25 protein-coding genes and 2 tRNA genes are annotated in these 24,824 nt (G+C 70.8%); 12 read left to right on the top strand and 15 right to left on the bottom strand.

The annotated features are described in order from the left end of the window. Positions 1–6 precede the first annotated feature (6 nt). Both ACYVLP_RS01240 and ACYVLP_RS01235 read left to right on the top strand, forming a co-directional pair. Positions 7–1,074 carry an adenosine deaminase gene (locus ACYVLP_RS01240; RefSeq protein WP_460625525.1) on the top strand — a complete coding sequence of 356 codons (1,068 nt, stop codon included), beginning with the start codon at positions 7–9 and terminating at the stop codon, positions 1,072–1,074. An 86-nt stretch (positions 1,075–1,160) separates the two neighbouring features. Next, positions 1,161–1,853: a hypothetical protein gene (locus ACYVLP_RS01235; RefSeq protein WP_460625524.1), complete on the top strand. Its 693-nt coding sequence runs from the start codon at positions 1,161–1,163 to the stop codon at positions 1,851–1,853. Positions 1,854–1,912: 59 nt separating this feature from the next. Here the strand turns inward: ACYVLP_RS01235 and ACYVLP_RS01230 are convergent, their stop codons facing one another. The 6 genes from ACYVLP_RS01230 to ACYVLP_RS01205 form a co-directional block, all read right to left on the bottom strand. Further along, positions 1,913–2,986, bottom strand: coding sequence for a UDP-N-acetylmuramate dehydrogenase (locus tag ACYVLP_RS01230; RefSeq protein WP_460625523.1), 1,074 nt, complete (start codon positions 2,984–2,986; stop codon positions 1,913–1,915). Between the two features lie 16 nt (positions 2,987–3,002). After that, positions 3,003–3,461, bottom strand: coding sequence for a MaoC/PaaZ C-terminal domain-containing protein (locus ACYVLP_RS01225; RefSeq protein ID WP_460625522.1), 459 nt, complete (start codon positions 3,459–3,461; stop codon positions 3,003–3,005). Next, on the bottom strand, positions 3,461–3,907 hold the full coding sequence (locus ACYVLP_RS01220; RefSeq protein WP_460625521.1) for an FAS1-like dehydratase domain-containing protein: 447 nt from the start codon (positions 3,905–3,907) through the stop codon (positions 3,461–3,463). The genes ACYVLP_RS01225 and ACYVLP_RS01220 overlap by 1 nt, the downstream gene beginning before the upstream one ends. 175 nt (positions 3,908–4,082) lie before the next feature. Further along, on the bottom strand, positions 4,083–4,253 hold the full coding sequence (gene rpmG / locus ACYVLP_RS01215; protein WP_452271913.1) for a 50S ribosomal protein L33: 171 nt from the start codon (positions 4,251–4,253) through the stop codon (positions 4,083–4,085). A 157-nt stretch (positions 4,254–4,410) separates the two neighbouring features. After that, positions 4,411–4,487: transfer RNA gene (locus ACYVLP_RS01210), tRNA-Met, on the bottom strand. Positions 4,488–4,545: 58 nt separating this feature from the next. Next, positions 4,546–4,618, bottom strand: a tRNA-Thr gene (locus ACYVLP_RS01205). Positions 4,619–4,757: 139 nt separating this feature from the next. On the opposite strand from ACYVLP_RS01205, the gene ACYVLP_RS01200 reads away from it, so the two are divergent. After that, on the top strand, positions 4,758–6,200 hold the full coding sequence (locus tag ACYVLP_RS01200; RefSeq protein WP_460625520.1) for an AI-2E family transporter: 1,443 nt from the start codon (positions 4,758–4,760) through the stop codon (positions 6,198–6,200). An 85-nt stretch (positions 6,201–6,285) separates the two neighbouring features. Here ACYVLP_RS01200 and ACYVLP_RS01195 read toward each other — a convergent pair whose 3' ends face one another. Continuing rightward, positions 6,286–7,161, bottom strand: a complete 876-nt coding sequence (locus ACYVLP_RS01195; protein WP_460625519.1) for a hypothetical protein — start codon at positions 7,159–7,161, stop codon at positions 6,286–6,288. Between the two features lie 59 nt (positions 7,162–7,220). Here ACYVLP_RS01195 and ACYVLP_RS01190 point away from each other — a divergent pair, with 59 nt between their 5' ends. From ACYVLP_RS01190 to ACYVLP_RS01180, 3 genes are all read left to right on the top strand, one after another. After that, complete coding sequence (locus ACYVLP_RS01190) at positions 7,221–8,042, top strand: MBL fold metallo-hydrolase (protein ID WP_460625518.1); 822 nt, start codon at positions 7,221–7,223, stop codon at positions 8,040–8,042. Between the two features lie 106 nt (positions 8,043–8,148). Then, complete coding sequence (locus ACYVLP_RS01185; RefSeq protein ID WP_460625517.1) at positions 8,149–8,385, top strand: hypothetical protein; 237 nt, start codon at positions 8,149–8,151, stop codon at positions 8,383–8,385. Further along, positions 8,385–9,629, top strand: coding sequence for a cupin domain-containing protein (locus ACYVLP_RS01180; RefSeq protein WP_460625516.1), 1,245 nt, complete (start codon positions 8,385–8,387; stop codon positions 9,627–9,629). Before ACYVLP_RS01185 ends, ACYVLP_RS01180 begins: the two co-directional genes overlap by 1 nt. A gap of 5 nt (positions 9,630–9,634) precedes the next feature. Here the strand turns inward: ACYVLP_RS01180 and ACYVLP_RS01175 are convergent, their stop codons facing one another. Both ACYVLP_RS01175 and icmF read right to left on the bottom strand, forming a co-directional pair. Beyond that, positions 9,635–10,408, bottom strand: coding sequence for a helical backbone metal receptor (locus tag ACYVLP_RS01175; RefSeq protein ID WP_460625515.1), 774 nt, complete (start codon positions 10,406–10,408; stop codon positions 9,635–9,637). Positions 10,409–10,464: 56 nt separating this feature from the next. Then, positions 10,465–13,707: a fused isobutyryl-CoA mutase/GTPase IcmF gene (gene icmF / locus ACYVLP_RS01170; RefSeq protein ID WP_460625514.1), complete on the bottom strand. Its 3,243-nt coding sequence runs from the start codon at positions 13,705–13,707 to the stop codon at positions 10,465–10,467. Positions 13,708–13,768: 61 nt separating this feature from the next. On the opposite strand from icmF, the gene ACYVLP_RS01165 reads away from it, so the two are divergent. Next, a complete protein-coding gene (locus tag ACYVLP_RS01165) occupies positions 13,769–14,281 on the top strand; it encodes a MarR family winged helix-turn-helix transcriptional regulator (RefSeq protein WP_460625513.1) in 513 nt (170 codons plus the stop codon). Positions 14,282–14,480: 199 nt separating this feature from the next. Here the strand turns inward: ACYVLP_RS01165 and ACYVLP_RS01160 are convergent, their stop codons facing one another. Together ACYVLP_RS01160 and ACYVLP_RS01155 are read right to left on the bottom strand one after the other, a co-directional pair. Further along, the gene (locus ACYVLP_RS01160) at positions 14,481–15,719 is read right to left on the bottom strand and encodes a D-arabinono-1,4-lactone oxidase (RefSeq protein ID WP_460625512.1); all 1,239 of its coding nucleotides are present in this window, start codon (positions 15,717–15,719) and stop codon (positions 14,481–14,483) included. Positions 15,720–15,757: 38 nt separating this feature from the next. After that, complete coding sequence (locus ACYVLP_RS01155) at positions 15,758–16,873, bottom strand: LacI family DNA-binding transcriptional regulator (protein ID WP_460625511.1); 1,116 nt, start codon at positions 16,871–16,873, stop codon at positions 15,758–15,760. A gap of 195 nt (positions 16,874–17,068) precedes the next feature. Here ACYVLP_RS01155 and ACYVLP_RS01150 point away from each other — a divergent pair, with 195 nt between their 5' ends. Beyond that, the gene (locus ACYVLP_RS01150) at positions 17,069–18,106 is read left to right on the top strand and encodes an aldose epimerase family protein (RefSeq protein ID WP_460625510.1); all 1,038 of its coding nucleotides are present in this window, start codon (positions 17,069–17,071) and stop codon (positions 18,104–18,106) included. A 128-nt stretch (positions 18,107–18,234) separates the two neighbouring features. Here the strand turns inward: ACYVLP_RS01150 and ACYVLP_RS01145 are convergent, their stop codons facing one another. Further along, on the bottom strand, positions 18,235–18,561 hold the full coding sequence (locus ACYVLP_RS01145) for a hypothetical protein (protein WP_452271901.1): 327 nt from the start codon (positions 18,559–18,561) through the stop codon (positions 18,235–18,237). 85 nt (positions 18,562–18,646) lie between these two features. After that, positions 18,647–19,090, bottom strand: coding sequence for a MarR family winged helix-turn-helix transcriptional regulator (locus ACYVLP_RS01140; protein WP_460625549.1), 444 nt, complete (start codon positions 19,088–19,090; stop codon positions 18,647–18,649). Between the two features lie 223 nt (positions 19,091–19,313). Between ACYVLP_RS01140 and ACYVLP_RS01135 the strand changes: the two genes are divergently transcribed. The 4 genes from ACYVLP_RS01135 to ACYVLP_RS01120 all read left to right on the top strand — a co-directional run bounded on the left by ACYVLP_RS01135 (position 19,314) and on the right by ACYVLP_RS01120 (position 22,079). After that, positions 19,314–19,523 carry a hypothetical protein gene (locus ACYVLP_RS01135; protein WP_460625509.1) on the top strand — a complete coding sequence of 70 codons (210 nt, stop codon included), beginning with the start codon at positions 19,314–19,316 and terminating at the stop codon, positions 19,521–19,523. 184 nt (positions 19,524–19,707) lie between these two features. Further along, entirely contained in the window at positions 19,708–20,298 is a 591-nt protein-coding gene (locus tag ACYVLP_RS01130; RefSeq protein WP_452271899.1) for a TetR/AcrR family transcriptional regulator, read from the top strand. Between the two features lie 108 nt (positions 20,299–20,406). Continuing rightward, the gene (locus ACYVLP_RS01125) at positions 20,407–21,357 is read left to right on the top strand and encodes a D-2-hydroxyacid dehydrogenase family protein (protein WP_460625508.1); all 951 of its coding nucleotides are present in this window, start codon (positions 20,407–20,409) and stop codon (positions 21,355–21,357) included. A gap of 131 nt (positions 21,358–21,488) precedes the next feature. Next, a complete protein-coding gene (locus ACYVLP_RS01120; RefSeq protein WP_460625507.1) occupies positions 21,489–22,079 on the top strand; it encodes a dienelactone hydrolase family protein in 591 nt (196 codons plus the stop codon). Here ACYVLP_RS01120 and ACYVLP_RS01115 read toward each other — a convergent pair whose 3' ends face one another. Both ACYVLP_RS01115 and treS read right to left on the bottom strand, forming a co-directional pair. Then, positions 22,080–22,202: a hypothetical protein gene (locus ACYVLP_RS01115; RefSeq protein WP_460625506.1), complete on the bottom strand. Its 123-nt coding sequence runs from the start codon at positions 22,200–22,202 to the stop codon at positions 22,080–22,082. Between the two features lie 254 nt (positions 22,203–22,456). Further along, on the bottom strand, positions 22,457–24,697 hold the full coding sequence (treS, locus tag ACYVLP_RS01110) for a maltose alpha-D-glucosyltransferase (RefSeq protein ID WP_460625548.1): 2,241 nt from the start codon (positions 24,695–24,697) through the stop codon (positions 22,457–22,459). Positions 24,698–24,824 lie beyond the last annotated feature (127 nt).

Raw genomic sequence — 24,824 nt, 5'->3', positions numbered from 1 at the left:
GCCCGCATGACGCGCGAGGTGCGGGACCTGCCCAAGGCCCACCTGCACCTGCACTTCACCGGCTCGATGCGGATCGGCACGGTCCGCGACCTCGCCCGGCAGCACGGCATACGGCTGCCGGAGGCCCTCGTCAGCGCGTGGCCGCCACGGCTTGCGCGCGCCACCGACGAGCGCGGGTGGTTCCGCTTCCAGCGGCTCTACGACGCGGCGCGATCGTGTGTGCGCGGTGAGGCCGACATGCGGCGGATCGTGCGCGAGGCCGCCGAGGACGATGCCGAGGAGGGCTCGCACTGGCTCGAGCTGCAGGTGGACCCGACCTCCTATGCGCCGTTCGTCGGCGGCATCACCCCCGCGCTCGAGATCGTGCTGGACGAGGCGCGGACGGTGTCCCGTGCAGGGCCCGTCGGGGTGGGCGTCATCGTCGCCGCCAGCCGGATGCGGCATCCGCTCGAGGCCCGCACCCTGGCCCGCCTGGCCGCTCGGTATGCCGGTGACGACGCGGGCGACGTCGTGGGCTTCGGGCTGTCCAACGACGAGCGACGCGGTCTCGTGGCCGACTTCGCACCCGCGTTCGCGATCGCCAGGCGGGCGGGGCTGCTGCTCGTGCCGCACGGCGGCGAGCTGCTCGGCGCGCAGTCGGTGATGGAGACCCTCGAGCACCTCGACCCCGACCGGATCGGCCACGGGGTCCGCTCCGTGGAGGATCCGCAGGTGCTCGACGCGGTCGCCGAGGCCGGGGTCACGCTCGAGGTGTGCCCCGGAAGCAACGTCGCCCTGGGCGTCTACACGGACCCGGACGACGTGCCGTTGCGGCGCATCCTCGAGGCCGGGATCCCCGTCGCGCTGGGCGCGGACGACCCGCTGCTGTTCGGCTCGCGGCTGGCCGAGCAGTATGCCGCCGCCCGTGACCTCGGGCTCGACGACGCCGGCCTCGCCCGGCTCGCGCGGATGTCGCTGGAGAGCAGCCGGGCCCCGGTGCGCGTGCGCAAGGCGGCCCTCGACGAGGTGGACCGCTGGCTGGCTGCGCCGGCTGTGAGTCACGCCACACCGCATAACCCCCGTAAGGGGTCATAACCGGCAGCCGCCAGGGTCCATGGTCACGCTCGCCCGCCGAGGCGAGTTTGCTCGACGTCGGCCCGCCCGGTCATGCTGTCCGGGACATGAAGACTTCGACGACCGCCCCTCCACGCCCTCGCACCACCCTCCGGCTCCGTCTGCGCCACCTCACCGCGGTCGCCGTGGTTGCCCCCGCCATCGCCCTGGCAGCGTGCAGCGGCGAGCCGGCCGTGACCGCCGACCCCACCGCCCCCGCGGGCGCAACGACGCCGGCGGCGACCGCGACGACGTCCACGGACGCAGCGACGACGAGCGACGTGCCGACCACCGCCGCGTCCACGACGCTGGCGCCGGTGAAGTACTCCAGCACGACGATCAACGCGGTCATCAAGGACCCGGTGCTCGGCCACACGATCACGGCTCTCAAGCTGGTCCGTGGGCTGCCCTTCCCGGCCAACCAGCCCGTCGGGGCCGAGGCCTTCGAGATCGTCGGCGTCAAGGTGCAGCTGCAGGCGGGGTCACGCTACTCCGCGGACATCGAGCCGGCGATGCTGTCCCTCATCGCCGCCGACCCGCAGCAGAACATCCAGCCGACGGCCGAGTTCGGCAAGGCGTTCAAGGCTGCGCCGCTCGCGGCCGCCAAGCGGGACAGCTCCTCGAAGGGCTGGATCTACTTCAAGGTCAACCGTGGCACCACCACGGCCCTGCGCCTGGCGTTCAACCGCCCGTCCTACCAGGTCAGCACGACCGACAAGAACATCCCGTCCAAGACCTTCTCGGTCGTCCTGTCGAAGTAAGGCGCGCGCTCGGGCTCGCGCGCCAGCGCACAGAGCGTCTCAGAGCGTCCCAGAGCGCCTCAGAGCGTCTCGCCGACGAGCACCGGCTCGTTGACGAGCGCGACCCCGAACGTGTCGCGCACGCCGTCGCGCACCTGCCGGGCCAGGGCCAGCACGTCCGAGGCCGTGGCGCCGCCGCGGTTGGTCACCGCGAGCGTGTGCTTGGTCGACAGAGCCGCCGGGGCCGGAAGCCCGAAGCCCTTGGCGAAACCGGCGTGGTCGATGAGCCAGGCCGCGCTCGTCTTGACCCGGCCGTCGGCATCGGGAAAGCGCGGCGGCATCGGCCCGTCATAGCCGAACCGGTCGCCGACCCGCTCGACGAGGTCGTCGAACTGCTGTCGGCTCAGGATCGGGTTGGTGAAGAACGAGCCACACGACCACGTGTCATGGTCGTCGGGGTCGAGCACCATGCCCCGCTGGCGCCGCTGCTCGAGAACGGCCGCCCTGGCGTCCTCGATGGGCACCCGGGTGCCGAGCTCCACGTCGAGCGCACCGGCGACGGCGGCATACGCGAGCGGGCGGCTGAGGTCGGCGATCTCGAACTGGAAGAGCACGTCGAGCACGACGTACCGGTCGGACGCCTTGAACCGCGAGTGTCGATAGGTGAACTGGCAGTCGTCGTTCATGAAGGTGCGCACGGCCTGCTGCTGCCGGTCCCACGTGCGCACCTGCGCGACCGTCTGAGACACCTCCTGGCCGTAGGCGCCGACGTTCTGGATCGGCGTCGCTCCCGCGAGCCCCGGTATGCCGCTCAGCGCCTCGATCCCGGCCCACCGCTCCGCGACGGCGCGGGCCACGACGTCGTCCCACACCTCGCCGGCCGCGACGCGGACCATGGCGCCCCCGCAGTAGTCGGCCGACTCGGGCGTGATGCCCGACGTCGCCACCCGCACCACGGTGCCGTCGAAGCCGTCGTCGGACACGACGAGGTTGGACCCGCCCGAGATGACGAGCAGCGGCTCGTCCGCGTCGTCGACCTCGCGGACGGCGTCGACCAGCTCGTCGGGGGTCGTCACCGTGACCAGCCGCGCCGCGGGGCCGCCCACCCGCATGGTCGTCAACGTCGACAGCGCGACGCCGTGCTCCTCCTTCACGACTGCCGCACCCCGGTCAGTCGAGCTGAGCGACCGCGAGCGCCCGGCCGAGGACCTTCTCGCCGTTGCACGTCGCCGTCAGCTCGACCGTGGCGCGACGGGTCTCCGCGTCCACGGCCTTGACGACCCCGGAGACCTCGACGTCGGCACCGGTGTCGTACGGCACGACGACCATGTTCGTGAAGCGCACGCCGTACTCCACGATCCGGCCGGCGTCACCGACCCAGTCCGAGACCAGCGTGACTGCCGAGCCCATCGTCAGCATGCCGTGGGCGATGACGTCGGGGAGGCCGACCTGCTTGGCGAACCGCTCGTCCCAGTGGATCCGGTTGCGGTCCAAGGACGCCCCGGCATACTCGACCAGGCGGGCGCGGTCGAGGTGCACCGTGATCGCAGGGAGCGCGTCACCGACGCTCACGGTGTCGGCGGAGCGCACGGGGGCCAAGGTGGTCTCGCTCGCGGGCTGGGTGCTCATCACTCGGCTCCTCGGATGACGATCGTGGACGTCGCGGTGCAGACGGGCTCGCCCGCCTCGGTGGTCAGCTCCGACCGGGTCGTCACCATCGCGTGGCCGCCGGCCTCGCGGACCGTGTCGACGTGCAGCGTTCCGAGGATCGCGTCGCCGGCCGTGAGCGGCCGGTGGTGGCGGAACCGCTGCTCGCCGTGCACCACGCGAGAGAAGTCGATGCCCGCCTCGGGGTCGCGGATCAGCTGGGAGTCGCACTTCTGCGCGATGAGCACCGCGAACGTCGGCGGCGCGATGACGTCGGCGTAGCCACGGGCACGCGCGGCCTCGGCATCGACGTGAACGGGGTCGGACGAGCCGACCGCCTCAGCGAACTCGCGGATCTTGGCCGCACTCACGCGGTAGGTCTCGGTCGGGGGGTAGACCCGCCCCTGGAAGTCAGCGTTCACCGGCATACGGGGCAGCCTATCGACCGGGCGCCATGCTCACGTCGAGTGGCCGCGTCGTCCCACACAGCCCAGGCCAGCCTCAGCTCACGAAGGTGACCAGGGGGACGACGCGGCCACTCGACGAACGAAACCGCTCCCCCGGCCGGTGGCCGAGGGAGCGGTGAAGAGCGAAACGCTGGGGTCAGCGGGTCTCGCGGTGCTCCGTGTGCTTGCCGCACTTCGGGCAGAACTTGTTCATCGAGAGACGGTCGGGGTTGTTCCGACGGTTCTTCTTGGTGATGTAGTTGCGGTCCTTGCAGTCCACGCACGCCATCGTGATCTTGGGACGGACGTCAGTGCTCTTGCTGGCCACGGCAACCTGCTCTTTCGGGAACGTGCTACTTGAAACGATGTTGGGTCAGTGAGCGCACGGCATCTCACAGCGACGCGCACACGCAACACACAAGGTTACGCGACGCCGGGCTGATCGAGAAATCGTCTCGAGGCCACGACGTCGCGCCGACCGGACGTGGTAGCGGGAGCGGGGCTCGATCCCGCGACCTCACGATTATGAGTCGTGCGCTCTAACCAGCTGAGCTACCCCGCCATGGGCTGCCGGCCCCCAGCCCGTCGCGAAGCGACCGGGCCGAAGATCGACCGACCAGAGCCCCAATAGGGAATCGAACCCTAGACCTTTTCCTTACCATGGAAACGCTCTGCCGACTGAGCTATTGGGGCACGGCCAGCATCCGAGAACCGCCGCTGGCGACGGGTCCTGCTGACCTGTTGTGCGACGGTGAGACTACACGGTCGGACGCGCAGATACGAAATCGAGCAGATCCTCTGCAGGAGGCCCCCGGACTGAGAGGATCGGGCCATGAGCGGTCCCCTGGATGGCCGTCCGCAGCCGGCCACGAACGGCACGGACGGCGCGGCCGAGCCCTCCGCCGAGCCCACCGCCGAGCCCAGCGCCGAGCCCACCGCCGAGCCCGCCGCCGAGCCCAGCGCCGGGACGCCTACGGTCGCCGCCGAGGCCTCGGCCGGGCCGGCGGCCGGAGCGCAGGCGTTGGACGTCGAGGTGCGCTTCAACCGCGACAGCATCTGGCGCGCCGGCTGGCTCCTCGTCGCCATCGCTGCGTGCGCCGCCTTCATCAAGTTCGTCATCGACGACGGCGGATCGGTGATCTTCACGCTCCTCATGGCGCTGATCGCCTCGATCGCCATGGAGCCTGCGGTCGCCAAGCTCTCGAACCGGATGCGGCGCGGCGTCGCGACGATGGTCGTGATGCTCGGCGTGCTCGTGTTCTGCGTCGTCTTCCTGCTCGCCTTCGGCAACCTGCTGGCCGACCAGCTCGGGACCTTCGTCACGTCGATCCCGTCGCTCATCCAGACCGCGACGACCTGGGCCAACGAGACCTTCGGGGTCGACCTGAGCTACCAGAACCTCGTGGCCCAGTTCACGGACGGCAGCAGCGGCCTGAGCACCCTGGCGGCCGACCTCGCAGGCGGGCTCATCGGCGTCATCGGCGCAGTGCTCGGCGCGTTCTTCTCCTCGATCACCTTCTTCTTCTTCACCTTCTACTTCTCGGCCGACAGCCCGAGGCTGCGCCGCTGGATCGCCCGGCTGTTCCCGCCCCGCCAGCAGGAGATCTTCGACGTGGCGTCGGGGCTCGCCGTCAAGAAGACCGGCGGGTACGTGTCGGCACGGCTCGTCCTCGCGGCGATCTGCGGCAGCCTCTCGAGCCTGTTCATGCTCATCATCGGAATGGACTACTGGCTGGCCCTCGGCATCTGGACCGGCCTGGTCGCGCAGTTCGTGCCCACCATCGGCACGTACATCGCCATCGCGCTGCCGGTCTTCGTCGGCCTCGTCGGCCCCGAGCCGTGGCAGGGGCTGGCCCTGCTCGCCTTCGCCCTCGTCTACCAGCAGATCGAGAACGTCACGATCGAGCCGAAGATCTCGGCGGACGCCGTCGACGTGCACCCCGCGGTGTCCTTCGCCGCGGTGATGTTCGGCGCCGCACTCTTCGGCGTCGCGGGCGCGTTCGTGGCGGTGCCGATCGCCGCGCTCGTCCTCGCCCTGTTCGAGATCTACTCGCGCAAGTACGAGCTGCTGCCCGAGCTCGCCGTGAAGCAGCCGGGCGAGCGCGAGCACCAGCACGAGGGGCGTGACGCCCGGATCATCGCCCGCCTGCAGGGGGCCGGGACCGTGGCCGAGCCGCGAGCGGAGCCGGTCGCGGAACCCGTCGCGGAACCGGTCGCAGAGCCGGTCGCCGAGCCGAACCCCGCAACACACCCGGAAACCGCAGGCTCGGGATAGTTGCAACCGTACGGAGTTCGCGGTTTCCGGGTGTGTTGCAGCGCTTCGGAGGTCGGCGAGCGGGGACGCGGCGGTATGCCGTGGGTCAGTCCGAGTCGTCGTGGTCGTCGAGCGCCTGCTGGGCGGCGCTCTCCTCACGCTCCCGCGTGTCCCGTATGCCGGTCGCCTCGTCGAGCTCGGCCGTGACCTTGGCGAGCCGTTCCTGTGCCGTGGCCAGGCGCCGCTCGAGGTCCGCGATGCCTTCGGTGACCTCCTCGTGACGGGCCGTCAGCACCGCCACCTGACGGTCGGCCGTGCGCATCGCGGTGCGTGCGGACTCCAGGGTCGCCTGGAGCTTGGCCCGCTCCGCGGTGCGGCGGGCGCGACGGCGCTCCTCGAGGTCGACCGGGTCGCCCCCACCCCCCGGCAGCACCGACAGCGCCGGCCGACCCTCGGAGTCGGGCTCACCGAGGTCGTCGATGGCCACGACGTCCCCGATCTCGACGGAGCCGAACCCGGAGTAGCTGAGGGCGCGCACCAGCGACCCGGTGAGGACTGAGGTCTCTGCGTCCTCGTCGGCGATGAGGGCCGTCAGCGTCTCCCGGACCTCCAGCGCGACCGACGCGCCGACGGACTGGCCCTGCTCTTGCGACGCCACGGCGATCTGGTCGGCCAGGGCATCGACCCGCTTGGCCCGCTCGCGGCCCAGGACGCGCAGCTGCTCGGCATCGAGCGTGCGCTGGGCCTCTCGCAACAGCTCGGCGAAGGCGCGGAACTCGGCCAGGTCCTCGGGGTGGTCGCGGACGAAGTGGTTGACCGCCCACGCGGCCACGGTCGGCTTGCGCAGGGCGCCGATCGCCTTGGCCAGGTCGGCGTCGCCGGCGGCCTTCGCCTGCCCGGCCAGCTCGGAACGCAGCGGGGTGAACCGGGCCGGCGGAACAGCATACAGCTGCTCGACGGCGGCGCGCAGGTGCAGGATCACTCGTGCATCCTCCCGCAAACCTGGTGGTGTCGTGGGGCCCGACGGGGCAGGGTGGTGACGTGATCTGGATCTGTGCGACGTGTGCCGGAGAGACCGCCGACCTGCCCGAGCCGCCCGGCGCCTGCGCCGTGTGCGAGGACGAGCGCCAGTGGGTGCCCGCCGACGGCCAGCAGTGGACGACCCTGGAGAAGCTGCGCGCGGACGGCACGCGCATCGTGATGAGCGAGGTCGAGCCGGAGCTGTGGGGACTGCGCGCCGAGCCTCAGGTCGGCATCGGCCAGCAGACCATGGTCGTGCAGACGCCCGAGGGCACGCTGCTGTTCGACTGCATCGGGTACATCGACGACGAGGCGGTCGAGCAGGTCCGCTCCCTGGGGCCGACCCTCGCCGTCGCCGCGAGCCATCCCCACATGTACGGCGTCCAGACCGAATGGGCGAAGGCGCTCGGCGACGTGCCCGTGCTCATCGCCGAGCGGGACCGCGAGTGGGTGCGCCGCGCCGACCCCCTCGTCGAGCTGTATGACGAGAGGCGCGAGGTCGCCCCGGGCCTGACGCTGCACCGCGTGGGTGGACACTTCCGCGGCCAGGCCGTCGTCGAGTGGGCGACCGGCAACGACGGCCTGGGTGTGCTGCTCGCCGCCGACGCGGTCTTCCCCAACCCCGACCGCAGGACGGTCAGCTTCCTGCGCAGCTACCCGAACCGGCTCCCCTTGTCCGGCAACGTCGTTCAGCGGATCGCGACCCAGCTGGAGGGTCTGCACTTCGACCGGCTCTATAACAACTTCGGTGCCCTCGTCCCGGTCGACGCCAAGCGGGTCCTGCGCGACTCCGCTGACCGCCACGCCGCCTGGACGCGCGGCGACTACGACCACCTGACCTGACCGGTAGGTGCCCGCAGGGCGAGGAGTGCGTGGCGGGCGAGATGGGGGTAGGAAGAGGGTGGCGGCGCCGTCCCGGTGCCGTGTCACGGACAGGCCAGGAGGAACGATGAGCGAGACCCCGATGGACCCCATGAGTGACGACGCCGAAGGCCCTGCTGACGGCGGCGCGGACACCGGAGCCCACGACGGCGGCGCTGACGGCGGAGCCGGCGAAGGACCCGCTGACGGCGGCGCGGACACCGGAGCCCACGACGGCGGCGCTGACGGCGGAGCCGGTGAAGGACCCGCTGACGGCGGCGCGGACACGGGGTCCCACGACGGCGGCGCTGACGGCGGAGCCTGATGACCGCTGGCACGACGAGCCGGGCGTCCACGGCGGAGCGTGGACGCCCGGCGCTCTCACGCCTCGTGCCGCTGTCGCCGGAGCGGTTCGCCGCGGAGCACTGGGGCCGGGCGCCGCTCGTCACGATGGCTGCAGACCTGCCCAAGCCCATCGATGACCTCTTCAGCGAGAGCGCCGTCGACGAGCTGGTCAGCCGGCGCGGTCTACGAGCGCCGTTCCTGCGCGTCGCGCAGGACGGCCGGACCCTCGGGGACCGCGAGTTCACGCAGTCCGGCGGGGTGGGGGCGGCGATCGGCGACCAGGTCAGCGACGACAAGCTGCTCAGGCTCTTCGCGGGCGGGGCGACGATCGTGCTGCAGGGCCTGCACCGCACGTGGGCTCCGCTCATCGACTTCACCCAGACCCTCGCGGCCGAGCTGGGTCACCCGGTGCAGGCCAACGCCTATGTGACGCCGAGCCAGAACACGGGGTTCAGCGACCACTACGACGTCCATGACGTCTTCGTCCTGCAGGTCGCCGGCGAGAAGAGGTGGCGCCTGCGCCCGCCGGTGCGCGAGGCGCCCTTGCGCGACGACCCGTGGACCGGCCACCGGGACCTGGTCGAGGCCGCCGCCGCGCGGGCCCCGGCCCAGGAGCTCACCCTCCGGGCGGGCGACGTGCTCTACCTCCCCCGTGGCTGGCTGCACTCGGCCACGGCCCTCGGGGTCGTCAGTACCCACCTGACGCTGGGCGTCCACGTGTGGACTCGGCGACACGTCGCCGACGAGCTCCTCGCCTTGGCCCAGGCCCGGATCAGCGAGGACCAGCGGATCCGGGCCTCGCTGCCACCGCGGGCTGACCTCACGACGGTCGACGCCCTTGGCGCGGACATCGAGGCGGTCCGCGAGGCCCTCGCGCAGGCCGTCCGGTCGGTGCCCGCGAACGACATCGCTCGCGCCCTCGACCGGCGCGCCCGCTCGACCCAGCGCGCCGCCCCGATCGGGCCGCTCCAGCAGGTGGCGGCGGCGCACGGCCTCGCACCCGCGACGGTCGTCCAGCTGCGACCGCACGTCGCCGCCCGCCTCGTGCCGGCCGCCGACGGGTCGGCGTCGCTCGAGAGCCGTGCCGGTGCGACGCCGATCGGTGCGGCGGAGGTCGGCGCCGTCGTGGCGCTGCTCGACGGCGGGTTGATGCGCGCCGACATGGTCGGGCTCGACCTCGCGCGCCGGCTCATCCTCGCCGGCCTGGTCGTCCTCGCCGACTGAGCCTCCTATCCGAGACCGACCGCGGCGTCCACAGCCGCGGTCAGGGCGGCCTTGGCGCCGACGAGAGAGGGGCCGTACCAGGTGAGGAGCCGTCCGCTGACCAGGGCGGTGCGGGTGCGGCCGAACGCCTCCGGGCCGTCGTCGGCCGTGAAGACGTAGGGCTCGTCCGGCAGCAGCACGACGTCGACGTCGTCGCGGTCCAGGTCTGCAAGCGCGACGTGCGGGTACCGCTCAGGGTGGTCGGCGAAGAGGTTCCGCCAGCCGAGCCGCGCTACGACGTCCCCGGTGAACGTGTCGCGCCCGACGACCATCCAGGGGTCGCGCCAGATCGCCACGGCCACATCTGCCGTCGGTGCCGGGACCGGACCCTCCCATTCGCGCCGCGCGACGGAGAGCCAGTCCGGAGCAGGCACGTCCATCGCCTCGGTGAAGAGCCGCTCCAGGGAGTCGAGCGCCCCCGGCACCGTCTCGATGTCGGTCACCCACACGGGTATGCCGTCCGCCCGGAGACGACGCACGTCGAGCTCGCGGTTCTCCTCCTTGTTCGCGATGACAAGGTCTGGCTGCAGGGCCGCGACCGCCGCACGGTCTGGGTTCTTGGTGCCCCGAACCCGTTGCACCGCAAGGTCTTTCGGGTAGGTGCACCAGTCCGTGGCGCCGACCAGGACGTCAGGAACGGTGGCCGCCAGAGCCTCGGTGATCGACGGCACCAGCGACACGACGCGCCGTGGCGCGGCACCCAGCGGGACGGCATACGACAGGTCGTCGACGAGCGTCATCGCACCCGGCTCCGGACCCCCCGACGACACGCGAGCGGCATACTCGCCTCTCTCCGTCAGACGTTGCGGCGGTACTGGCCGCCGACCTCGAAGAACGCCTCGGTCACCTGCTGGAGCGAGCAGACCCGGGCCGCCCGCATGAGCACGTCGAAGACGTTGCCACCCTCGATGGCGACCTTCCGCAGCTCCTCCAGAGCGGCCTTGGCCTCCACCTCGTGGTCAGCGCGGAAGGCACGAACCCGCGAGAGCTGGCTCTGCTTCTCCTCCTCCGTGCCGCGCGCGAGCACCACCGTGCGGGGCACGTCACCCTCGTGCGGGTTGCGGAACGTGTTGACGCCGACGATCGGCAGGCTGCCGTCGTGCTTGCGGTGCTCGTACAGCATCGACTCGTCCTGGATCCGGCCCCGCTGGTACCCGGTCTCCATGGCACCGAGGACGCCGCCGCGCTCGGTGATCTTGTCGAACTCCTTGAGCACCGCGGCCTCGACGAGGTCGGTGAGCTCGTCGATGATGAACGCGCCCTGGAGCGGGTTCTCGTTCATCGCCAGGCCCCACTCGCGGTTGATGATGAGCTGGATCGCGAGGGCGCGACGCACCGACTCCTCCGACGGCGTCGTGACGGCCTCGTCGAAGGCGTTCGTGTGCAGCGAGTTGGCGTTGTCGTAGATCGCGATGAGCGCCTGAAGCGTGGTGCGGATGTCGTTGAAGTCCATCTCCTGCGCGTGCAGCGAGCGACCCGAGGTCTGGACGTGGTACTTCAGCTTCTGCGACCGGTCGTTCGCGCCGTACTTCTCCTTCATCGCCACAGCCCAGATGCGCCGGGCGACACGGCCCAGCACCGAGTACTCCGGGTCCATGCCGTTGCTGAAGAAGAAGGACAGGTTCGGGGCGAAGTCATCGACCTTCATGCCGCGCGCGAGGTAGCTCTCGACGTAGGTGAAGCCGTTGGCGAGGGTGAACGCGAGCTGGCTGATCGGGTTCGCCCCGGCTTCGGCGATGTGGTAGCCGCTGATGCTGACCGAGTAGAAGTTGCGGACCTTGTGCTCGATGAACCACTGCTGGATGTCCGCCATCATCTTCAGGCTGAACTCGGTGCTGAAGATGCAGGTGTTCTGGCCCTGGTCCTCCTTGAGGATGTCGGCCTGGACCGTGCCACGGACGTTCCCGAGGGCGTATGCCGTGAGCTCTGCACGCTCGCCCTCGCCGGGCTCCCGTCCCTCCCGGGCCACGAAGGCGTCGACCTGCTGGTCGATCGCGGTGTTGAGGAAGAAGGCGAGGATCGTGGGCGCCGGGCCGTTGATCGTCATCGACACCGACGTCGTCGGCGACACGAGGTCGAAGCCGTCGTACAGGGCCTTCATGTCGTCGAGCGTGGCGATCGAGACGCCCGAGGTGCCGACCTTGCCGTAGACGTCAGGTCGTGGGTCGGGGTCGCGGCCGTAGAGCGTCACCGAGTCGAAGGCGGTGGACAGCCGGGTCGCGGGCTGGTCCTTGGACAGCAGCTTGAACCGGCGGTTGGTGCGGAATGGGTCACCCTCGCCGGCGAACATGCGGGCCGGGTCCTCGCCCTCGCGCTTGAAGGGGAACACGCCGGCGGTGTAGGGGAAGTAGCCGGGGAGACTCTCGCGGCGCAGGAACGAGACGAGCTCGCCGTGGTCGGTGTAGCGCGGAAGTGCGACGCGCGGAATCTTGTTGCCCGACAGGGACTCTCGGGTCAGGTGGTTGACGATCTGCTTGTCCCGGATCGTCACGATCTGCTCGTCGCCGGAGTAGGACTCGACGATGGTCGGCCACTCGGCGACAAGGTCGCCGACCTCCTTCGGGAGGGACTCGCGCGCGTCGTCCAAGAGCGCGTCGACCCCGGAGGCGTCGGAGCCGGCACCGGAGAGCTCGTCACGCACGGACTCGAGCCGCTGCACCCGGCTGGCCTGGGCGGCATACTCCCGCGTCTTGCCGTGGTAGCCGCGGACGGTCTCGCTGATCTCGGCGAGGTAGCGCACGCGCGACGAGGGCACGACGGTCGCGATCTTGGTCGACTGCTTCGTCGCGACTGCGGGAAGCACGCCGTCCTCGACCTGCATCCCCTTCTCGGACAGCAGCTTTCGCAGCTCCTGGTAGAGGGCGGTGACGCCGTCGTCGTTGAAGGTCGCGGCGCTGGTCCCGAAGACGGGCATATCGCCCGGGCCCTTGCCGAAGGCCTCGCGGTTGCGGACCATCTGGCGTCCGACGTCACGGAGTGCGTCCTCCGCCCCCCGCCGCTCGAACTTGTTGATCGCGACCACGTCGGCCTGGTCGAGCATGTCGATCTTCTCGAGCTGGCTGCTCGCACCGAACTCGGGGGTCATGACGTAGAGCGAGACGTCGGCGTACTCGACGATGGCGGCGTCGCCCTGGCCGATGCCCGGTGTCTCGAGGATGACGAGGTCGAAGCCGGCGGCCTTGACGATGGCCAGCACGTCCTCGAGGTTGGCCGGCACCTGGCTGTGGCCTCGAGTGGCGAGGCTGCGGAAGAAGACGCGGTCGCCGTCGAGCGAGCTCATGCGGATGCGGTCGCCGAGCAGCGCGCCGCCGCCGCGGCTGCGCGTCGGATCGACGGCGAGGACCGCGACCCGCAGCTTGTCCTGCTGGTCGAGGCGCAGCCGACGGATCAGCTCGTCGGTGAGGCTCGACTTGCCCGAGCCACCGGTGCCGGTGATGCCGAGGACGGGCACCTGGCGACGGGCCGCCGCCTCGCGGATGCCGGCGAGGGTCGCGTCGTCGAGGTCGGCCTCCTGGGCGCCGGTGATCGCCCGCGCCACAGCAGCACGCTCGCCCGCGAGCACGGCCTCGAGGCCGGCAGGGCGCACGTCCCACGGGTCGAAGTCGCACGCCTCGACGACGGTGTTGATCATGCCGGCAAGACCGAGGCGCTGGCCGTCCTCCGGGCTGAAGATCGTCACGCCGGAGTCGCGCAACCGGGAGATCTCCTCGGGGACGATGACGCCACCGCCGCCGCCGACGACCTGGATGTGGCCGGCGCCGTTCTCCTTGAGCAGCTGGACGAGGTACTCGAAGTACTCGACGTGGCCGCCCTGGTACGAGCTGACGGCGACGCCCTGGACGTCCTCCTCGATCGCCGCGTCGACGACCTCCTGGACGGAACGGTTGTGGCCGAGGTGGATCACCTCGGCGCCCTGGGTCTGCATGATGCGCCGCATGATGTTGATCGACGCGTCATGGCCGTCGAACAGGCTCGAGGCGGTGACGATGCGGACGTGGTGCTCCGGGTGGTGGAGGGCGGGCTTCGCTGCGTCGGGCATGCCGAAATACTAGGACTTCCTAATAATGGACGTCAACGCGTCGCCGCTCTAGGATGTGCGCATGGCAACGGGCGAGCACGCAGGGCTGGGGTTCGACCCGATCACTCAGGCCCGCCAGCAGTGGGTCGAGCAAGGCTGGGCGGAGGCCGCCGACGGCATGGCCGCGATCACCTCCCTCATGCGCGCACACCAGATCGTCCTGGCCCGCGTGGAGGCGACGCTGCGCCCGCTCGGCGTCACGTTCGCCCGCTACGAGGTGCTCATGCTGCTGTGGTTCAGCAAGCGTGGCTCCCTGCCGATGAAGATCATCGGCAGCCGCCTGCAAGTCCACCCGACGAGCGTGACGAATGCCGTCGACCGCCTCGAGGACGCCGGCCTGGTCACGCGCAGCACCCACCCGGACGACCGGCGTGCGGTGCTCGTCGCCCTGACGCCCGCCGGGCGGGAGCTCGCCGAGCGCGCCACGAAGGCGCTCAACGCCGAGGTCTTCGAACAGCCCGACCTGTCGGGCCGAGACGTGCGCTCACTCGTCGACGTGCTGACGCGGCTGCGCCGCACCGCCGGCGACTTCTGAGCCCCCGCTCTCTCCCCGTCGAGCTAGCGCGTCGTCACAGGCGTCCCACGGATCCGCACCCACGGATCCGTGTGGCCCGTGGGACGAAGCGCTCGCTCGACCCGGGGCGGGGTGGTATACCGCGGCGCACGCTCCGTGGGGCCCGTGGGACGGAGCGCCCACTCGACCAGAGCGGTGGGTGCAGGTGGGGCTGGGCGGGTCAGCCGAGGACGCGGTCGAGGAAGGTGTTGCCGAAGGTGCGCTCCGGGTCGACGCGGTCGCGCAGCGCCCGGAAGTCCGCGAACCTCGGATAGAGCGGGGCGAGCTCTGCCGCCCCGGCCACGAAGCACTTGCCCCAGTGCGGTCGCGCTCCGAGCGGCAGGAGGGCCTCCTCCATCGCCGGCAGGACGGCATACAGGGCCGGTTCGTCCTGAAGCCACGTGAAATGGATGCCGACGACGTCGCGCCCGTAGGCGCTGCTCAGCCACTGGTCGTCGGCCGCGACGGTGCGCAGCTCGCAGGTCTGGAGCAGCGGGGCCATCCGCTCCCGGAGGCCGCGCAGGGCGTCGACCGCCTCGAGCGCGCGGCCACGGGGCACGAGGTACTCGCTCTGCAGCTCCTCGCCCCGGCTCGGCGTGAACTCCATCCGGAAGTGCGGCAGCCGGTCGAGCCAGCGCCCCACCACGCCACCCTGCTGCGTCACCGACTCGGCCGGCCCACCTTCGAGCATGTGCAGCGTCGAGGTCGCCGGTGGCGCACCGAAGAAGTCGGCCGGCGCCTCGCTCCCCCGCGACTTGCGCCAGACCTGGTAGATCCCGTCGTCCTCGAACCGGGTGAAGAGGCTGACGCTGTAGGCGTCCGAGACGACCGCGTCGAAGCTGTCGGCCAGGGTCGCCCACGGCAGCCCGGTGTAGAGGTCCTGCCGGACGGCATACGTCGGCTCGATGTCGAGGGTCAGCGCGGTGACGACACCGAGCGCACCGAGCGCGACGACGCTGCCGTCGAAGTCCGCGTCTGCGCGGGCGAGCGTGCGCAGCTCGCCGTCCGGACCGACGATGTCGAGCGCGGCGACGGCCGTTGCGAGAGAGCCGTTCCCGACGCCGGAACCGTGCGTGGCCGTAGCCACCGCGCCCGCCACGGAGATGTGCGGGAGCGAGGCGAGGTTGCCCAGGGCCCACCCCGTCGCCTCCAGCTGGGTCGCGACCTCGCCGTATGCCGCCCGGCCCGTCACCCGGGCGGTGTGGTTCCGCTCGTCGACGTCCACCGCGGTCGGGAGGCCGGCGAGGGAGACGAGGACGCCGGAGGTGTCGGTGATGTCCGTGAACGAGTGGCGCGAGCCCAGGGCCCGGACCTTGGGCTCGCGGGCGACGAGCTCCTGGAGCTCCTCCACGGATCGGGGTCGCTCGACCGTCGCCTGGTAGGTGTGGTTCCCGGCCCAGTTCTTCTCCACGGTCTGCATGGGCCCAGTCTGCCGAAGTGTCGTCGCGGGCGGGCCGGTCAGGCGGTCGCGCTCGTGCTGCGGCCCGGCGGCGAGGTGCTCGCCCGCACGACGAGCTCGGGGTCGATGAGGCTCGGGACCTGGTCGGTCTCGCCCGCGATGGCGGCGGTCAGCATGTCGATCGCCGCGCGACCGATCTCGGAGAAGTTCTGGCGGACGGTCGTCAGCGGTGGGATGAGGTATGCCGCTTCGGGCACGTCGTCGAAGCCGACGACGCTCACGTCCCCCGGCACCGAGCGGCCTGCCTCGTGCAGCGCGCGGAGCACGCCGACCGCCATCTGGTCGTTCGCGGAGAAGACAGCGGTCACTCCGGTCGACTCGGCCAGGCGCAGCCCTGCCTCGTAGCCGCTCTGGGATCGCCAGTCCCCCGCGACCGGCTCCATCGGGTGCAACCCGGCCCCGACCAGCTCGGCCCGCCAGCCCTCGGCACGGGCCCGGGCCTCGGCCCAGTCGAGCGGCCCGGTCACGTGGGCGATCTCGGTGTGCCCGAGCTCGAGCAGGTGCCGCGTGGCCAACCGCGCGCCGGCCACGTTGTCGACGCCGACGGTGCGCCGGGCCCGGGTGAGGTCACCCTCGACGATGACGAACGGAATCCTGCCGCCGCGCGAGCGAGCCCCTTCGAGCGCCTCGTCGTGACCGGCGATGACCACGATCCCCTCTACCGCCAGCCGGTCGAGGTGGTCCACCGCGGCATCGAAACCCTCGCGCGTCATCTCTGCAAGCGACACCGAGCTGGCGAAGAAGCCGGCCTCACGGGCTGCCCCGTTGACGGTTGCGTGGATGCTCGTCGGACCGAACAGGGTCGTGGACGTGGTGATGATCCCGATCGTTCCCGACCGCCCCCGGACCAGCGTGCGGGCCGCGGTGTTCGGCCGGTAGCCGAGCTGCTCGATGGCCTGGAGCACCCGCTCACGCGTCTCGGGCCGGATGCTCGCGGCACCGTTGATGACGCGCGACACGGTCTGGTGCGAGACGCCGGCCAACCGCGCGACGTCCTGCATCACGGGTGGGCGGGACGTTACGGACACGGTGTCGGTCACGTGGTCCCCCGGACCGGGCGCGGACCCACGATGAGCGGAAGCAGCGGCGGCCGGATCGCGATCTTTGTCGACCATGAACTCAGCGTGCCCTGGAAGGAGATCGGTGTCTGGACGACGCCCAGAACAGCCATTCCAGCCGCGAGCCGGGCGCACAGCGGCCTGCCGGGGGGAGGGGCGCCTCGCGGTCAGACTCGCGTCCACGGACAGAACTGCACCGGCTGGCGGCCGACCTGCATGCTGTGCCCACCGACACTGCGAGGAGCACCATCAATGGACCGTCCGCCCACCACTCCGGATGCCCTCGAGGCTGCCCCCGACGCCGCGGGCGGAGTGGTCCTCGAGGCCGACGGCCTCCTGCTCGAAGTGGTCCCCGCGGGAGCGTCGGTGCGCCGGCTCGTCGTCACCGGCCCTGACGGCGACCGGACGAATGTCGTCCTCGGACATGCGGACCCGACGACGTATGCCGTCGACGGCGGGTATCTCGGCGCCACGATCGGCCGCTTCGGCAACCGTCTGTCTCGAGGTCGTTTCGAGCTCGACGGCACCATCCGCGAGGTGGTGACCAACGAGGGACCGAACACGTTGCACGGCGGGCTGGTCGGCTTCGACAAGCACGAGTGGAGCGTGGCGCGCGTCGAACCCGATCTGGTCGAGCTCACTCTGCACAGTCCGGACGGCGACCAGGGTTTCCCCGGCGCCGTCGACGTGACGGTCACCTACTCGGTCGCACCCGGTGCGGTGCGCATCGACTACCACGCGACGACGGACCGGGCCACGGTCGTCAACCTGACGAACCACGCCTACTTCAACCTCGAAGGCGAGGGCAGCGGCCCGGTCGACGACCACGTGCTCGCTGTCGAAGCCGACGCGTTCACCCCCACCGACGCCGAGCTGATCCCGACCGGTGAGATCCGTGACGTCGCGGGGACGGCCTTCGACTGGCGCTCGCCCCGGCCGATCGGACCGGGTCTGCTCGCCGCGGACGCGCAGCTCGCCTTCGGTCAGGGCCTCGACCACAACTTCGTCGTGCGTGGCGCCGGCCTGCGCCGGGTCGCCACCCTGCGCGCGCCGGGCGGGCTCACCCTCACGGTGGCCAGCGACCAGCCCGGCGTGCAGGTCTACACGGGCGCCCACTTCGACGGCACTGTCGTCGGGACCTCCGGGACGGCATACGGCCCGCGGGCGGGGATCGCCCTGGAGACACAGGGTTTCCCGGACGCACCCAACCACCCGGGCTTCCCGAGCACTGTGCTGCGGGCGGGCGAGGTCCTCAGGTCGACGACGACGTGGACGTTCTCCTTCGGCTGACCGGATGGAGTGACGGGTCCGACTGACGCGTGCGGAGAGCGCAACTGATGGCGCGTGCGGAGAGCGCAACGGATGGCGCGTCCGATGACGCGCTGGAGCAACGCGTGGCGTGCGGTAGCGGCTGTGCGTCAGTGACGCCGGCGGTGCCGGTCGCTGTCGTGCAGGTCCGGGTGCACGTCCTCGGGAAGGTCTTCCATCATCGCGCCCTCACCGGGCATGGCGACTCCCCAGCCTTCGGGGGTGATGGTGTCGATGGGTGGGTTGCCGACGAGGTGCGACCGCTCGGCGCCCTCAGGGTGGTCCTCGCGCTTGTGGACCGTGTCGTCCTGGTGGCTGTTCAGCGAGTCGCTGTCGTCCCCGCCTCGCCTGGAGCGGCGCGGCTCGACCATGATGAAGCCGATCACGAGGATGACGATGACTGCGAACAGGACGATGAGTCCGACTTGATCACCCATGGCACCTCCCGGGGCTGGACCGTCATTCTCGACGGTACGCCGGTTGCGGGCCGGGCGGTGCGAAGCGCGCGATGAATGCCGCGCGCTACGACGTCGCCGCGATGACCCGGCTCAGGGCGTGGTGCAGCGCCTCGAGCTCCTCGATCCTCATGCCGAGGCGCTCGATGATCTGGGGCGGCACGCCAAGTGCCTTCTCCCGCAGGCGGATTCCCTTGTCGGTCAGGGTGATCGCGAGCGCCCTGTCGTCTCGGGGATGCCGCTCCCGGGTGACCAGTCCGGCAGACTCGAGCCGCTTGAGCAGCGGCGACAGAGTGGCGGGCTCGAGGCGCAGGAGCAAGCCGATCTCGCGCACGGTCCGGGGCGAACGCTCCCAGAGGGCGAGCATGACGAGGTACTGCGGATGGGTGAGACCGAGTGGCTCCAGGACCGGCCGGTAGAGACCGATGACATTGCGAGCGGCCACGGCGAGGGCGAAGCAGACCTGCTGGTCGAGACGGAGCAGGTCGTCCGGCGCGAGCGTGAGGCCCAGGCCGTCGGTCAGGTCGCCGGTGGCGGTGGAGACGGCGTTGGTGCTGGCGTTGGCGATGTCGCTGCTGACGTGGGCGACGTCGGTGGCATCGCGGCGGGCGGTGACATCGGAGGTCATGGCGGGCTCACTCTCGGCGGGTCGTGTGGCCGTGCGCTGGTGCAGTCGTGCACACGTTGATGTGTACACTAACAGTTAGTCCACTAACTATCTGGGAGCTGTCATCGTGTCGCGATCGTCCAACGAGGGTCTGTCCATCCCCTACCGCATCGGCTACCAGCTGCGCATGCTCGGCCTGAGCCTCTTCGGCCCGGCTCAGCTCAGCGAGCAGAACGACCCGAAGACGAGGCTGTTCAAGGAGCGCGAGGCCAAGGTCGCGGCGGCACGTGCCCGGCGCGAGGCGCGCGAAGGCACCGCCGGCTCCACCTCGAGGTGACGCGCCACCGCGTGCTGCAGTGCGACCCGGCCCCAGCCGAGGGGTCATTTCGGCACGCTCGACCTCGGTCGAGTGGTCACTTCGACGCGCAATGTCCCCTATGGAACACGCCGCTCAACCGGCCGGCTCAGGCGGTCGACCGATAGGGAGCCGGGTCCGGCCCGGCACGCCTAGGATCACCGCAATGTCCCACGAGCCGATGCTGGTCGACCTGAGCCGGCGCCCCGAGCGCCGCGATGCCGCACGCAACCGCGAGCTGCTCCTCGAGGCCGCGCAGCGGCTCGTCGAGTCCTGCGGCGTCGACGGGGTCACCATGGACGCGGTCGCCGCCGAGGCTGGGGTCGGAAAGGGCACGGTCTTTCGGCGGTTCGGCAGCCGTGCCGGGCTGATGACCGCACTGCTCGACCACAGCGAGGCGCGCTGGCAGGGCCAGGTCATCTCCGGCCCGGCGCCACTCGGCCCCGGCGCGCCGCCGCTGGACCGCCTGCTCGCGTTCGGCGAGTCGCGCCTCGACCGCAACCTGCTCAATGCGGACCTCATGGTCGCCGCGGTCGGCCGGTACGGGCGGTCCCTGCCAGCGGTGGCGTTCTGGACCGCGCACGTGCGGCTCCTGCTGGGCCAGCTCGGGGTCACGGGCGACCTGCCGATGCTCGCCGTGTCGCTGCTCGCGCCGCTCGAGGTCACCATCCTGCGCCAGCACCAGGCGGCCGGCGCCGACCGCGAACGCATTCTCGCTGCGTGGGTCGACCTCGCGCATCGGGTCGTTCGACCCTGACGCGGCGGCCGCACTGTCGCGGTTGGGGTATCCGGTCGCCCGATGCGCCGCCCGATTCCGCGACCAGATACCTCGAACGGGAGGAGCGTCCGGTCCTAGGCTCGGGGAGTGCCGACCGTGACGATCCTGGACGACTACCAGCGCGTGGCCCTCTCCAGCGCGGACTGGTCTGCTGTGCTCGCCAGCCACGACATCGCCGTGATCGACCATCACCTGGCGACCGACGACGACGTTGCGCGCGCCCTCGCGGCGTCAGAGGTCGTCGTCGCGATGCGGGAGCGAACTCCCTTGCAGGCCAGTCTGATCGAGCGCCTCCCCGGGCTGCGGCTCATCGTGACGACCGGCATGCGCAACGCGGCGATCGATGTCGACGCCGCCCGGGACCACGGCATCACGGTGTGCGGCACGCAGGGCAGCGCGAGCTCGGTGCCCGAGCTGACGATCGGCATGATGATCGCGCTCATGCGCGGCTTCGTCGTCGAGGACGCCGCCATGCGGTCCGGCGGCTGGCAGCACACGATCGGCCCCGGGCTCGCCGGTAACACTCTCGGGGTGATCGGGCTGGGCCGCCTCGGCGGGCCCGTGGCCACTCTGGCCCAGGCGTTCGGCATGAAGGTCGTCGCGTGGTCGCCGAACCTCACACCGGAGCGAGCCGAGCCGTATGCCGTCACGGCGGTCAGCAAGGAGCACCTCCTCAGCGAGTCCGACGTCATCACCATCCACATGCCGCTGTCCGAGCGGAGCCGCGGGCTGCTGGGAGCGGGCGACCTTGCGCTCATGAAGCACACGGCATACCTCGTGAACACCTCTCGAGGCCCGATCGTCGACGAGGACGCGCTCGTCGACGCGCTCCGAGAGGGACGGATCGCCGGGGCCGCACTCGATGTCTACGACGTCGAGCCGCTGCCTGCCGACCACCCGCTCCGGTCGCTGCCGAACACGCTGCTCCTGCCGCACATCGGCTACGTCACGACGGAGAACTACCGCCAGTGGTTCGCCCAGGTCGTCGAGGACATCGTCGCCTGGCGCGACGGTGCACCGGTGCGCGTGCTCGGCTGACGCCCACCGCCTCGGCGACGCCGGCGAAGCACCCGAGGATCCGGACGCGCAGTGTCCGGATTGCGGCCTACAGTCGAGCCGAGCGCCGACGACGACAGGCCGGCGCGCACCGTCACACGACAGGAGCACCCATGGCAGACGTCCTTCTTCTCCACCACGTCCAAGGCCTCACCGACGGGGTCCTGGCCTTCGCGGACGAGCTGAGGTCCAACGGCCACACCGTGCACACGCCCGACCTCTTCGACGGCACGAAGGCCGCGACGATCGAGGAGGGCATCGCCTTCGCGCAGTCCATCCCGGACGACGTCGTCGACCAACGGCTCGGCGCGGTCCTGTCCGAGCTGCCGGTGGACCTCGTCTACGCCGGGTTCTCATGGGGAGGCGCGCACGCACAACAGCTCGCCCAGACGCGGGAGGGGGCGCGTGGCGCGCTGCTCTACGAGTCGTGCCTGCCGGTCACGGGTGAGTGGGCCGTCGGGCCGTGGCCTGTCGGCGTGCCGGTGCAGATCCACGGGATGGACCGCGACCCGTTCTTCGGGCTCGAAGGGGACATCGACTCCGCGCGAGACCTGGTCGCCAGCGTCGGGCCAGAGGTGGGCCAGTTGTTCGTCTACCCCGGCGACCAGCACCTGTTCACCGACCGGTCGCTGCCTTCGTACGACGCCGATGCGGCCGCTCTCGTGGTCAAGCGGTCCCTGGAGCTGCTCGACCGGGTGTCGTGATCAGCGGTCGAGGTTCTCGCGCAGCATGAGGAACCAGTGCCGCGAGAAGCACCGCACCTTCACGTGCTCCACCGAGCCGGACGTGCTCTGGGCGACATCGGCCCACTCCACCCACGCGGGCATGCCGCACTCGGGGCAGTAGACCCAGTCCGTCGCCGGCTGGAGGCCTGAGCCAGCCGGCGCCGGCGCCGGGGTCCGCGCCGCTGCACCAGTCGTTGCACCACTATTTGCGCCGGTCGGTGCGCTCGTCCGTCGCTGCTCCGTGCACGCGGCCGTCTCGACGTGCGGTTCTCGCCACATGGTGCCTCCCCTGTCCCCCATCGCCGTCCGCGGTCGGGACACCAGACAGAGAGGCCCGGCGGCGGACTGATACGGCCTCAGGCGGAGCAGAGCATGAGGAACAGCCCGCCATGGCCCGGCACCTCGACCTCGACGGCTCGCAGGTCGTCGACGACTCCCGCCTTCGTGTCGGTGAGCAGGTCGGTCGCGACGGCGCCGGGCTCGAAGTGGCCGCTCGACACGCGGGCCGTGACCGCGTCCGCCGTGAAGTTGAGGACCGTCGCCTGGACGTCGCAGCCCTTCACGCCCTCGTGCACCATGACGAGGATGCCGGGGTGGGACGGCTGCGGCACGTCGACCTGCGTGGCCGTGGCGATCCCCGAGCGCTCTCGCACGTCGAGCATCCGCCCGAGCCTGCGGGCGAACGACGTGTCGTCGGCGAGCTGGGACTTCAGCGAGCCGTACAGCGACCGGCCACGCGGCATACCCGACGAGGAGTGCTGCGTCTCCGGCTGGTGGTCGAGCAGGTCGTAGGCGCCGCGGTGGACCCAGCGGGTGTCGCCGGTCGCGAGGAGGTGACCGATCAGCTCGCGGTCGAGCGTGAGCATGCCGGTCAGATCCCACCCGGAGAGCGCGAAGACCCCCGGCTGGAGGGCGTTGAACATCGCGAGAAGCAGGTGCGCGTCCTTGATCGACTCGACGTCGTCGTCGGTGAGCGACTCGAGATCGCTGTGTCCGAGGGCGGCGGCGATGATCGTGGCCGTCGTCGACGCGATGCCGTTGGTGGTGAAGATCGCGTTGTACGGCCCTGCCTCGCCGGTGAGCTTGCTGATCAGCTCGCCGCGCACGTGCTCGGCAAGCGCTCCCCCGGTCACCTCGACGCCGTGGTACTCGAACAGGTCGTCGCGGTGGACCATCTCGAAGTGGACCAGCTCGTAGGTCAGCTCGTCGTGGTTCTGGAGCGCGTGGACGAGGCTCGTCGGCGAGACGCCCGACTGGAGCGAGATGTTGAGGGTGAGCCGCAGGAAGTCGGTCGTCCCGGTAGCGAGGGCGTGGTGGTAGGCCGGCCGGTTGACGAAGTCGTACGACAGGTCGGCGCCCGCCTCCGAGGTCACGCGGATGTCGTCGACGCTGAGGTTGAGCTCCTGGAAGGTGAAGCCTCCGACCTTGCGCACCATGCTTCCGATGAGCTGGTTCGCGGCCTCCGACAGGGGGTGCCCCTCGGACCAGGCAGGCAGCCCGTCGGCGCTCTTCTCGACGCCGAGGAAGCCGTTCGCGTCGAGCCGGAGGCCACCGGAGCCGAGGTCGCCCAGAGAGTGCAGCGCGTCACCGATGACGAGGCGCATGCCGGCGAAGGTCGGGTCCAGCCAGTTGATCGAGGGCTGGCCCTCCTTGAAGTAGTGCAAGTAGACCCAGCGGCGCTTGACCCCGTCGACGCCCACGACCTCGTCGGTCGCGCTCCAGTTGGTCTCCTTGATGCCAGGCGCGTGGAAGATGACCCGCTGGAGCTTGCCGATGATGTAGCCCGCACTCGCGAGCGCGTCCTCGGCGGCGACGTCGAGGTTGGCCGAGTCGCGCCCCGTCTTCACCTCCGGAAGCAGGTGCCAGTCCTCGGGCCGGATCTCGACCATGTGGTAGACGCCGGGGTAGTCGTCGACGTTCAGCTCGGCCAGCCGGAAGTCGGGGCCCTTGCCGGTGTGGCCCGGCACGATGTCGTCGATGATCGTGCCGTCGTGCTCCGCGGCGATCTCGCACATCCGGCGGTACTCGTCCTCCGTGCCGAACGCCGAGTCGATCTGGGTGCTGATGCGGTCGAAGTGACCGTCGACGCTCGGCGTCGGGTCCCAGCCGAGCACGCCGCCGGCGCGCTTGACGGGGCCCGTGTGGACCGCGCGGATCCCGATGTCCGCGAACGCGTTCCACAGGTCCGGGTCAGCGAGCGTGCCCAGGAACGACTGGCCGGGCTTCGTGATCATCGAGATGGGATATGCCGTGAACCACACGGGTGCCGCCGTGACCGCTGAGACGGCGTCGGGCCGGGCGAACGGGTTCTGCCACATGCTGCCCTGCCCCATGAACTGCGCGGCGATCACCTTGGCGTCCTGCAGCATCGACTCCTTGCGCAGCCAGGCAACGTAGGCCGCGTTGGTCCCGACCGGGTCACCCGTGCGCTCGTCGGTGGCTGGCGCGCCCTGGTGGCGCAGCCTGGCACGAGGGCGCAGCGACCTGGGCCGAGCGGCATAGAACTGCTCGGAATAGGTGATCTCGCTGGGCTGGTGCTCGGTCGGCTGCTCCGCGGGGACCTCCTGGTCCGCCGTTGCGGTCTCGCTCGACGTCATGACGGGGGCTGCTGCATCGATCGACTCCACCGGACCATCCAAGCAGTGCAGGCCAGTGGCGCGTCAACGCCTTCCACAGGATCCACTCCGCGTGTCCAACCTTTCCACAGCACGTCCCCAGCATGCG

It is taken from the genome of Intrasporangium mesophilum (genome assembly GCF_054783095.1).
This window is presented reverse-complemented; position numbering and strand designations above follow the sequence as displayed.

Bases quoted from the DNA above. Each gene is read 5' to 3' on its own strand.
- ACYVLP_RS01145 (WP_452271901.1), bottom strand. From the start codon at position 18,561: ATGGGTGATCAAGTCGGACTCATCGTCCTGTTCGCAGTCATCGTCATC.
- ACYVLP_RS01185 (WP_460625517.1), top strand. From the start codon at position 8,149: ATGAGCGAGACCCCGATGGACCCCATGAGTGACGACGCCGAAGGCCCT.
- ACYVLP_RS01130 (WP_452271899.1), top strand. From the start codon at position 19,708: ATGTCCCACGAGCCGATGCTGGTCGACCTGAGCCGGCGCCCCGAGCGC.
- ACYVLP_RS01200 (WP_460625520.1), top strand. From the start codon at position 4,758: ATGAGCGGTCCCCTGGATGGCCGTCCGCAGCCGGCCACGAACGGCACG.
- treS (WP_460625548.1), bottom strand. From the start codon at position 24,697: ATGACGTCGAGCGAGACCGCAACGGCGGACCAGGAGGTCCCCGCGGAG.
- ACYVLP_RS01235 (WP_460625524.1), top strand. From the start codon at position 1,161: ATGAAGACTTCGACGACCGCCCCTCCACGCCCTCGCACCACCCTCCGG.
- ACYVLP_RS01180 (WP_460625516.1), top strand. From the start codon at position 8,385: ATGACCGCTGGCACGACGAGCCGGGCGTCCACGGCGGAGCGTGGACGC.
- ACYVLP_RS01175 (WP_460625515.1), bottom strand. From the start codon at position 10,408: ATGACGCTCGTCGACGACCTGTCGTATGCCGTCCCGCTGGGTGCCGCG.
- ACYVLP_RS01240 (WP_460625525.1), top strand. From the start codon at position 7: ATGACGCGCGAGGTGCGGGACCTGCCCAAGGCCCACCTGCACCTGCAC.
- ACYVLP_RS01120 (WP_460625507.1), top strand. From the start codon at position 21,489: ATGGCAGACGTCCTTCTTCTCCACCACGTCCAAGGCCTCACCGACGGG.
- ACYVLP_RS01115 (WP_460625506.1), bottom strand. From the start codon at position 22,202: ATGCCCGCGTGGGTGGAGTGGGCCGATGTCGCCCAGAGCACGTCCGGC.
- ACYVLP_RS01220 (WP_460625521.1), bottom strand. From the start codon at position 3,907: ATGCCGGTGAACGCTGACTTCCAGGGGCGGGTCTACCCCCCGACCGAG.
- icmF (WP_460625514.1), bottom strand. From the start codon at position 13,707: ATGCCCGACGCAGCGAAGCCCGCCCTCCACCACCCGGAGCACCACGTC.
- ACYVLP_RS01160 (WP_460625512.1), bottom strand. From the start codon at position 15,719: ATGCAGACCGTGGAGAAGAACTGGGCCGGGAACCACACCTACCAGGCG.
- ACYVLP_RS01150 (WP_460625510.1), top strand. From the start codon at position 17,069: ATGGACCGTCCGCCCACCACTCCGGATGCCCTCGAGGCTGCCCCCGAC.
- ACYVLP_RS01225 (WP_460625522.1), bottom strand. From the start codon at position 3,461: ATGAGCACCCAGCCCGCGAGCGAGACCACCTTGGCCCCCGTGCGCTCC.
- ACYVLP_RS01155 (WP_460625511.1), bottom strand. From the start codon at position 16,873: ATGGTCGACAAAGATCGCGATCCGGCCGCCGCTGCTTCCGCTCATCGT.
- ACYVLP_RS01165 (WP_460625513.1), top strand. From the start codon at position 13,769: ATGGCAACGGGCGAGCACGCAGGGCTGGGGTTCGACCCGATCACTCAG.